Annotated in this window: 9 protein-coding genes; 7 read left to right on the forward strand and 2 right to left on the reverse strand. The window is 43.7% G+C overall.

Translation table 11 applies throughout. From position 1 onward, the window contains the following. The first annotated feature begins 113 nt into the window (after nucleotides 1–113). The 7 genes from nfi (at nucleotide 114) to H6S82_RS08745 (ending at nucleotide 7,667) form a co-directional block, all read left to right on the forward strand. On the forward strand, nucleotides 114–776 hold the full coding sequence (nfi, locus tag H6S82_RS08715) for a deoxyribonuclease V (RefSeq protein WP_190471714.1): 663 nt from the start codon (nucleotides 114–116) through the stop codon (nucleotides 774–776). 32 nt (nucleotides 777–808) lie between these two features. Then, nucleotides 809–1,342 carry an FHA domain-containing protein gene (locus H6S82_RS08720; RefSeq protein WP_190471717.1) on the forward strand — a complete coding sequence of 178 codons (534 nt, stop codon included), beginning with the start codon at nucleotides 809–811 and terminating at the stop codon, nucleotides 1,340–1,342. After that, entirely contained in the window at nucleotides 1,339–3,303 is a 1,965-nt protein-coding gene (locus tag H6S82_RS08725; RefSeq protein ID WP_190471720.1) for an FHA domain-containing protein, read from the forward strand. Before H6S82_RS08720 ends, H6S82_RS08725 begins: the two co-directional genes overlap by 4 nt. Nucleotides 3,304–3,836: 533 nt before the next feature. Then, nucleotides 3,837–4,160: a hypothetical protein gene (locus tag H6S82_RS08730; protein ID WP_190471724.1), complete on the forward strand. Its 324-nt coding sequence runs from the start codon at nucleotides 3,837–3,839 to the stop codon at nucleotides 4,158–4,160. A 93-nt stretch (nucleotides 4,161–4,253) separates the two neighbouring features. Continuing rightward, nucleotides 4,254–4,682: a hypothetical protein gene (locus H6S82_RS08735; protein ID WP_190471726.1), complete on the forward strand. Its 429-nt coding sequence runs from the start codon at nucleotides 4,254–4,256 to the stop codon at nucleotides 4,680–4,682. 267 nt (nucleotides 4,683–4,949) lie between these two features. Further along, the gene (locus H6S82_RS08740) at nucleotides 4,950–7,133 is read left to right on the forward strand and encodes a cation:proton antiporter (RefSeq protein WP_190471729.1); all 2,184 of its coding nucleotides are present in this window, start codon (nucleotides 4,950–4,952) and stop codon (nucleotides 7,131–7,133) included. A 21-nt stretch (nucleotides 7,134–7,154) separates the two neighbouring features. Further along, on the forward strand, nucleotides 7,155–7,667 hold the full coding sequence (locus H6S82_RS08745) for a hypothetical protein (protein ID WP_190471732.1): 513 nt from the start codon (nucleotides 7,155–7,157) through the stop codon (nucleotides 7,665–7,667). Between the two features lie 187 nt (nucleotides 7,668–7,854). Here H6S82_RS08745 and H6S82_RS08750 read toward each other — a convergent pair whose 3' ends face one another. Beyond that, complete coding sequence (locus H6S82_RS08750; RefSeq protein ID WP_190471735.1) at nucleotides 7,855–8,919, reverse strand: BLUF domain-containing protein; 1,065 nt, start codon at nucleotides 8,917–8,919, stop codon at nucleotides 7,855–7,857. 181 nt (nucleotides 8,920–9,100) lie between these two features. After that, nucleotides 9,101–9,376, reverse strand: a 276-nt coding sequence (locus H6S82_RS08755; RefSeq protein WP_347339476.1) for a hypothetical protein, incomplete at its 5' end; no start/stop codon positions are given.

The raw sequence follows: 9,376 nt of genomic DNA on the forward strand, positions 1-9,376 counted from the left end.
TATGGCTACATATTTGTACCCATCAAATATTCCAAAGTTGAAAACTTAGGGTGCGTTTCAAAATCCACTTTTCCTGAATAAATTTGCTCGCTGTTCGTCTATGAAAGAGGAAAATGAAGATTAATCAACGGCATGATTGGCCTCTCACTGCTGAAGAAGCTATTCCCATTCAGCAACAACTGGCAAAAGAGGTAATTACTTCTGACGAGTTGGGAACAGTACAATACGTTGCTGGCGTGGATGTGGGTTTTCCGGAGTCGGGTAGCATAACGAGAGCAGCAGTGGTAGTATTGAGTTTTCCCGATTTGCAGCTCAAAGAGCAGGCGATCGCATACCGTCCCACCACTTTTCCCTACGTTCCGGGATTCCTATCATTTCGCGAAGTTCCCACTGTGCTGGATGCACTGGAAAAACTGACTATTATACCGGATTTAATTTTATGCGACGGTCAAGGTATTGCCCATCCCCGTCGTTTTGGGATCGCCTGTCATCTGGGTGTATTGGCAGATATTCCCACTATTGGCGTTGCTAAATCGTTATTAGTTGGCAAACATGAAGAGTTACCTTTAGAGAGAGGTACATGGAAACCGCTAGTGCATCGCCGGGAAACGATCGGTGCTGCTTTGCGAACGCGGATGGGGGTTAAACCTGTTTATGTTTCTAGCGGACATCGCGTGAGTTTGCTGACTGCGATCGACTATGTGATGCGTTGCACTACCAAATATAAATTACCGGAAACAACGCGCTTAGCTGATAAATTGGCATCAAACCGATAAATGAATAGAGGAAATATTAAAAGGCGGGGATAATGAACGAACTAAGTATAGAGTGGCAAGAAGCAGGTCATCTGAGAAAGCAAATAATTCGCGATCGACAGCTAAGCAAAAATCCGGGAACCGTGCGGCTGGGTCGCGATTCCCTGCGGTGCGATATCGTGCTGACCCATCCGACAGTCTCCGGATTGCACGTAGAGATATTTTTTAACTCCCAGCAGCAACAGTTTTACCTGCGAAACTTGCGCGAAAGCAATCCTCCCTTGGTGAATGGCAACCAACTTGTCGCAGGTGAGGTAACTTTAAGCGGGGGTAGCGTTTTTCATCTGGGAGAAACAGAAGTCAAAGTGACTGGGGTAAATATAGACGAAAGCAGCGTTCCACCAACCATTTTACTTTCGCCTTCGACACAGCCATCTCAGGTTCCTTCTGCAAATCAAACTTACGGTTTGCGGTGTCCCAAATGCGATCGCATTTCACCCTACGAACGGTTAGATTTGGGATGTCCTTGGTGCGGTACTTCCTTAGCAGCAGCCGCAAGCGTTCTCATGACTCCCACGGAACTATGAATCCACAACCTTTGCAAATTCGTCTCAGCTGGGAAGACCCAGCCACAGGACAGCGACGAGAACCTTTATTAGCTGTCCCGATCGCACTGGGACGCGAATTTGCCCAAATGCCAAGCGAACTGGGAGGACGGCGCGTTTCTCGGATGGTGTTTGACAGTCCGGAAGTGTCTCGCTACCATGTCTCGATCGACGAAGAACAAGGTAGTTTGGTCGCGATCGATCGAAACAGTCAAAACGGCACTTTTGTCAACGGTCAGCGCCAAACGCGAACTACTTTGGCAAATGGCGATATCCTGCAAATTGGCCCCTATCGAATTACGATTTCCTTCGTCGCCAGTCCATCCATCTCCACGATTAATTTTCACCCAGATACCGATTTACCAGACCCTCGTCTGAATCAACCCCCAGTTGCAATAGCTACCGGTAGCACTTTTCCGCCACCAGCGTTTCAGCAATCTCAGGTATCTGTGCAAGAACTTCACGCCACAGGTTTACCGGTGGAAGAAATTGATTATGCTGCGATTGGCGCGGGATTGGGTAGCTTTGTTTGGGTGGATTTGCTGCGAATTTCTGGGGTGAAAATCGATCGAATTGCCGCTTTGGGAATGGAAGAAAAGCCTTATGCTCGTTATAGAAGATTGTGCATGAATTCTCAAATTCCCCTGCACGAAAGATTGCGATCGAATTCCGATTCCTGTCCCGATAATATTTGGGGTTGGCCTAGCTATGCTTTGCGGGAAGCTTGGCACGATCTAATTAAAGGAAAAGTGGGCGATGCTTTGGGATATTTATGGCAGGTATTTGCCGAACCGACATTTGCCCAAACTTATACGCCTCGTTCTGGAAATGTGTTCGATTCGATCGATCGCGAAGCGAAACGAATCGGTTGGGAACAGATATTTCGCTACGGTAGCGTCAGGGCAATTCGCAAAACTTCTGATGGCAGATATGCTATTGCTTATTCCCGTCGTCGTTCCAGCAACGCTGCGCCAGACTACCGTTTGTTAATCGCGCAATATGTCCAGCTTGCCACAGGCTATCCGGCAATTCAATTTCTCCCAGACCTAAAAGCTTATCGGGAAAAGACTGGTGATTTTGAATCCGTAGTAAATGCTTACGAACCGCACGATCGCGTTTATCAACATTTAGAACAGTATGGCGGTACGGTACTGATTCGCGGTCGCGGTATTGTCGCTTCTCGAATTGTGCAAAGAATTTACGAAGCGCGGCAGAAAAACAAGCTGATTTCGTTGCTGCATTTGATGCGATCGCCCAAACCCCAAGGTAACAAATTCAGTTCCGCCCAACGTCAAGTAGACAATCACTACGAATTTCAACCGTTTAACTGGCCGAAAGCTTGTTGGGGAGGCGATTTGCGGGAAATGTTGGCAAAAGCAGAACCGCAAAAACGCCAGGAATTACTGGCAGCTTGGGGCGGTACAACTACAGCCGATCGACACGATTGGAAACGCATTGTGCAGCAAGGATTGAGTGAAGGTTGGTATCAAATTACCTTTGGCGAAGTGGAAAAAGTAGAACGCGACAATACCCAAAATCGTACAGTTACTTATATTCAAGAAAAGGGATTAAAAGGGCAAATTCGACTCGAAGCTGACTTTATTATCGATGCTACCGGACTCGATGCCCACGTAACTGCAAGTCCTTTACTAGCCGATATTGTCGATCGCTACAATCTACCTTTGCACGATAACGGCAGACTCGTCGTTGCCGATGATTTTGAAATAGTCGATCTGCGAAATCAGCGCGGCAGAATTTATGCCGCCGGTGCGATGACTTTGGGTGGCCCCTATGCAGCAGTTGATAGTTTTTTGGGATTGCAATATGCTGCCCTTTGTGCTGTTGATAGTTTGGCCGCAGTCCGCGCACCCGGATTGCATCGATTGAACGCACTGAGTTCTCTATGGCAATGGTTGAAGTGGGCAACAATGCGATCGCCCTAATGCTAGAGAAAAGTCAAAAGTCAAAAGTCAAAAGTCAAAAAGAAGAGGAAAAAGGGAAAATAAATTCTCCCGCTCTCCCACTTTCTTTTTTGTCATCCTCCTTAAGAAATATTTTATTCAGTATTTCCACTATAATAATTACTTTAACTTTACATATCGATACGTAAATACACAATCGAGCCTAGTGTCTAATTCGTTTCGTCTTTGACTTCCCTGCTGACTCAGAGACGACCGGATGCAAGGAACTCTGAGCTTTTTCTTACGTCGATTATCTTCGTGCTATTCCAGCATACTCCATTGCTGCGTTGTCCCATTTTTCGCAGCGAACATGGAGTTAGGATAGCAACGAACTTCGATCTCAGTAGAGATACTGCAATTTGAATTCATCTTTACTAAAACTTTAAAGTTTTTTCCTTGTTCTTTATCAGTACTTGACGCCATAAGCTAAAACTTTCAGGCATTATAAATGCAACACACCTAAGTGCAAGGTTGCACCCGCACGATAAACCAGATTTACGTATTGCACTGAGAGAATGGGAGATCTACAAATGCTGGGATTGAAAAATTTAGAAAAAGTTTTACCGCCAGTGAGACGCTACCAGTGTAAAGAAGCTGAAATCGGCAGCAGTTATCTCCTTGAAGATTTGACCGTCAGGCGTCTAGCGAGCCACTTTGGCATTGGCTGTGTTGCCGACCCGGAAGAAGCATCCATGATGTCGCAACTGATGGGGTTACCGGTGATCGGCCATTCTGTTTGGGTGAGATGTACCGATTGCCTAGAAGTAGGTAAAATTTACGAAGGTTATTTGCAAAGCACGCACCAGTACGAAATGCCGCAACTAAAGGTGCAGCATTAACCCCATAAATCAATTAAAAATTAAAAACTTTATCTAAATTCACGTTAAGATACAATCCCTACATATCTACACAGTAGCTTAGGGAATGTCAAAATGACTCCTACACTTTTTGGCCGTTGGCAAACTCGTTTATTACTGTTCGGCACTGTGGGTCTGGCGATAACATTGCCCTTTGCTTTGGGCATTATCGGCTCTGGTGCCGACTCTACTTATTTTTGGGTAATTGGATATATTACAGTTTTTGGTTTGGGCTGGGATATTGTTTATAACTATCTACAAAAGTTCCGCTGGGATAGAGATTGGCCGGGAGCGTTTCAATTGGTGGCTGGTATCTGGGAAGCTATATTTTTTATATTAATTGTCAAAATTTTACGCTTGCCTCTACCTGGGGTTACAAATATAGATATCGCTTCTTTTCTGGGACACTACAGTTTGGTATGGTTGGGTGTTTATTTAGCTTCTCAATCAATTATGCGAATTTTATTTCCCCGTTGGCGTTTTCGGGGCGGACAGTGGCTGTAATAATTTTAGATTTTAGATTTTGGATTTTAGATTTTGGATTAGCTTTAGACCCAGCTGCATAAATTTCAGATTTTGTTGTCGATCGACCTGTCCCAACATCAGGCGAGCGCTCGATTCGGTAACAAAAATTTACTCAGCCACCGTTTGCTGCGATACTGGTAACTAAGTACCTTGGGCGGTAGACTGAGGGCAGGGTTGTCAACGACAAATCGGATATCATTTCACTCGATTACTGTAACACTCCTAACAGTCGCCTTTGAGGAAACTATGCACGCAGTCATCCAAGTCCTGATTGAAGTTCTCATAGTGATTGGACTTTCCCGACTGGTGGGATTGGGATTTCGCTGGCTCAAGCAACCTTTGGTAATTGGCGAAATTGTCGCTGGAATTATGCTGGGGCCATCTCTGTTAGGTTTGGTTGCTCCAGATTTAGCGGCCTCACTTTTTCCAGTTGAAACAGAACCTTATCTGTTTGTATTGTCGCAGGTCGGACTGATCTTTTTCATGTTTTTGATCGGGCTAGAGTTAGACCCAAAATACCTCAAAGGTAATTTAGATATCGCGATTCTGACTTCCCACGTCAGTATTTTGACGCCCTTTTCACTGGGAAGTTTACTAGCCCTGCTGCTTTATCCCCTACTTTCTAATGCGAGCGTATCCTTTACCGCCTTTGCCTTATTTTTAGGTGCGGCAATGTCGATTACGGCTTTTCCGGTACTGGCGAGAATTATCACGGAAAACAATTTGCAAGGAACGCGCTTGGGAACTTTGGCGCTGACTTGTGCGGCGGTGGATGATGTGACGGCTTGGTGTTTGTTGGCCCTGGCGATCGCAGTCACTCGTACTAATAGTATGGCAGGTGCAGTGCCAACTATTTTGGAATCCCTACTTTACATCGTATTTATGATGACGGTAGGGCGTTGGTTATTGAAACAGTTGGCTACTCACTACGAACGCAAGGGACGCTTAAGCCAATTTCTTTTGGCTTGGATTTATATGGCTGTTGTTGCTTCGGCTTTAATTACCGAATTAATAGGGATTCACTTAATTTTCGGGGCATTTTTATTGGGAGCGGCAATGCCAAAAAATGCTGGATTAGTAAGGGAATTAGCAGAAAAAACCGAAGATTTTGTCCTCATATTTTTACTACCAGTATTTTTTGCTTATAGCGGTCTGAGAACAGAAATAGGCTTGCTCAATCGTCCTGAATTGTGGCTACTTTGCTTAGCTGTTTTGGCAGTGGCTATTATTGGCAAATATGTTGGTACTTATCTAGCAGCAAGAGTTTGCGGTATCGATAACCGGGAAGCTTCAGCACTGGGTTGGTTGATGAATACTCGCGGTTTGACTGAATTAATTGTGCTAAATATCGGTTTGAGCTTGGGTACGATCTCGCCTTTGCTGTTCACTATGCTGGTGATAATGGCATTGGTAACTACGTTTATGACTTCGCCTTTGCTGGAATGGACTTATCCGAAAGAGCTAATTAGATTAGATGTCATCAAGGCAGAACCTGCGATCGCTATCCCTACCGAAGCAGTTCAACCAACCTATCGAATTTTAGTACCCGTCGCCAATCCCAGCACGCAAAAAGGTTTGCTGCAAGTAGCAGCAGCGATCGCAGGAAAAAAATTGCAACCTGCGATCGTTCATCCCCTCAGCTTGATCGAATTAGAAGAAGATTATTTATTTCAAAGTACGCCGCTTGAAGCAGACAGGTTAATACAGCAGCGTCGTTCTCGTCTCGAAGAAGTAATTCAAAGTCTCGAACCTCCAGAAACTCGCGAGTTAGTGCATCCGATTATCCGCATTTCCAATAACGTCGCACGGGAAACAGCAGAAATTGCTAAGCTCGAACAAGCCGATCTGATTCTATTAGGATGGCATCGCCCAGCTTTTAGCACCAACCGACTGGGGGGAAGAGTTGGACAAATTCTCACTCAGGCATCTGTGGATGTGGCAGTATTTGTCGATCGAGGACGAGAAAGATTGGAAAGTATATTGGTGCCTTATTCTGCTAACGTTCACGACGATCTGGCGCTGGAAATTGCTGTGCGACTGCTTGTCAATCGCGATTTCTGCTATCTGAATGTTTTGCGAGTTGTACAAGAAAGTCAGATTAAAGATTTCAGTTATGAATTTCGTAACGTGATGGAAAGATTGCCAAAGCAAGTGCGCGATCGCATCGATATCCAAGTTATTGAAGCAACGGAACCGATCCCAGCTGTAGTCCAAGCTTCCCAAACGGTTGACCTCACTATTGTCGGTACCAGTCGCGCTTGGGGTATTGAGCGTCAAACCTTGGGAAACTACACTGATGCGCTGGCGATCGATTGTCATTCTTCGCTTCTGATTACCCGCCGCTACAGTCAGGTAACTTCTCACCTCGCCTCTGTACTGGAAACAAACGACAGTAACACAAATGACCAAACTACTAAATTCTCAATCTAAAACCTCAAATCTCAAATTGATATGAGTCATTTTAACTTTAAGTCCTTCACATTTTATGGATTAGCGATCGGTTTCGTTGTGCTTTTGTTTAAAGTTGTTACTACCTACGGTCATAATCTCAAAGCACCTCCCCCGATTCAAGGTCGTTATCGCATCACTGCACAAAACTTACCTAAATGTCTCGAATCTGATGAATTGTTGTTAACTGTTCAGCAATCTGGTATTTATCTCAACGGTTCTTTATTAACAGCAGATAAAAACGTCGAATTGTCAAATGTCACATCTGCATCCCAAACAAGCGTACAGGAAAAACCCTCCCTATTCGGTCTATGGCAAAATCAACAATTCACGCTATCCGGAACTACAAATAAGTTCAGTTCCTGCGAGCGAAAAATCAATGTCAGAATTCAAGCTTTTGTCAAAGGTGAAACCCTCAACGGTAAAATGACTCTAACTTCAGCAGCGCAACCAATAAAATTTACCGCTGAAAGAGAGGCTACCGAGCGCGATAAGGAAAAGTCTTCCAGCCATTAGTCAGTTGTGCCTAGTTCGCATAAAAGAACCAAACAACTAATAACCAAAGATATCATATCCGGTTATACTGCTTGCCTAAAAAAATCGCTCTCTTATCTGTGTTCATCTGTGTTCATCTTTCTTTATCTGTGGTTAAAACTTAACCTGCGACACTCATGTAATACCGATGTAACCGGACTTGATATAACTAATGATAAAATTTAATTTTGTCAAGATAATTACTTATATCCGCAGCCATTTCAGCATTACTACTGGGCTGCTTGGTAACTCGATCGTCAATTGAATAAATTTCGATCGCCTCTTCTTTTCCTTTGACCTTGCTCTTTCCTAACTTGACAAAATTCCATACTCCTGCTGTGCTGTTCTTCACCTCCAACGAGAAAATTAAAGAACGGGAAAGCTTTCTCGTTAAACATTCTAACCTTTGGGCAATATTGACTGCATCTCCTAAAATTGTATAGTCCATTTTGACGTGAGAGCCAATATTTCCTTCTATTACTTCGCCTTGCGCCAAACCAATCCCATTGTACAAAACGCGCAGCGGACTACCTTCTGGTGCAGATATTCTTACTGTTTCTATTTCAGTCAATATATCCAAGCTTGCTTGAATAGCTGCATCAGCTTGTTCGCCTGAAAAATAAGCCATCACGCAATCACCGATAAATTTGGTAATTTCTCCTCCCTTAGCTACAATTATGTTCGTGCAAATAGTAAAATACTGATTGAGTATAGCGACAATTTCCTCGCATGGCAGTTTCTCCACCAAAGTAGAGAAAGACACGATATCGCTAAACAAAATAATCTTTTCTACTTTACGAGGCGGAACTAAAAGAGGATTTGCACCGTTACTGATGATGTTAACAACGGTTGGTTGAGTATATTTTTCTAAAATTCTATAAGACTCGTTTAAAGTCTGCAATAAAGCTCTGATCGGTTTAATAATTAAATCTGTATTTTCGTCAAGATCGATCGTCTGTATTGACCATTCCGGAAATAGCCGTTCTTTGATATCGTGTTCGGTGTTTAAGCATAAAATATCGGTATGTCTGCGATCGCGCAATATTTTCTCATACAATCTATCAATATTTTCTTCATCTCCTTCGAGAATTTGGAAAAATATTCCTTGCGAACACAAAAGTACACCTGTGATGTTTTTGGCTTGATTGTTCGGAGCGGAAACTTTACCAATAGCTTCTATTTCTTTACTAGATAGAGGACGAGCAAATTTACTAATGTATGTCAGCCTTTTCATATTCAAACTCAAATTTAGCAAGTCAAGTATTTCTAAGTATCCTAAAAAGCCAGGTGATGCACTCTGCCATACGTATCGACCTCATTTGTGTAAGGTATCTTGAATTGATATTACAGCATTTAGTCGCCTCTTTTTTAAAGAAAAGTGTAAAGAAATGTCTAGAATTTAAGTTTATCTGTATTTATCTGCTAGAAGAGATTCCAGCGAGTAAAAGCAACCCAAAAATTACCGCAATTGCCAGTACAACTGCCAGCACGATCGCCAGAATCAGCCATGCTGCGATCGCCCACGCCCTTTGATGTGCTTTAAACTCAGAAATACTGCGCCACTGGCGGCTTTTCCACGCCCATTCGTTACCCTTTACCCCCAGCACAATACCCATAACCAGCCACGGCATACCCAGCGAAAATATCAATAATGTAGGATCGATCCAAGCCACCAATCCAATCCAAACCCG

Origin of the sequence: Planktothrix sp. FACHB-1355, from assembly GCF_014748295.1 — a bacterium.
Taxonomy (GTDB): Bacteria; Cyanobacteriota; Cyanobacteriia; order Cyanobacteriales; family Aerosakkonemataceae; genus Aerosakkonema; species Aerosakkonema funiforme_A.

Bases quoted from the DNA above. Each gene is read 5' to 3' on its own strand.
- H6S82_RS08745 (WP_190471732.1), top strand. From the start codon at position 7,155: ATGAGTCATTTTAACTTTAAGTCCTTCACATTTTATGGATTAGCGATC.
- H6S82_RS08740 (WP_190471729.1), top strand. From the start codon at position 4,950: ATGCACGCAGTCATCCAAGTCCTGATTGAAGTTCTCATAGTGATTGGA.
- H6S82_RS08725 (WP_190471720.1), top strand. From the start codon at position 1,339: ATGAATCCACAACCTTTGCAAATTCGTCTCAGCTGGGAAGACCCAGCC.
- H6S82_RS08735 (WP_190471726.1), top strand. From the start codon at position 4,254: ATGACTCCTACACTTTTTGGCCGTTGGCAAACTCGTTTATTACTGTTC.
- H6S82_RS08720 (WP_190471717.1), top strand. From the start codon at position 809: ATGAACGAACTAAGTATAGAGTGGCAAGAAGCAGGTCATCTGAGAAAG.
- H6S82_RS08750 (WP_190471735.1), bottom strand. From the start codon at position 8,919: ATGAAAAGGCTGACATACATTAGTAAATTTGCTCGTCCTCTATCTAGT.
- H6S82_RS08730 (WP_190471724.1), top strand. From the start codon at position 3,837: ATGGGAGATCTACAAATGCTGGGATTGAAAAATTTAGAAAAAGTTTTA.
- nfi (WP_190471714.1), top strand. From the start codon at position 114: ATGAAGATTAATCAACGGCATGATTGGCCTCTCACTGCTGAAGAAGCT.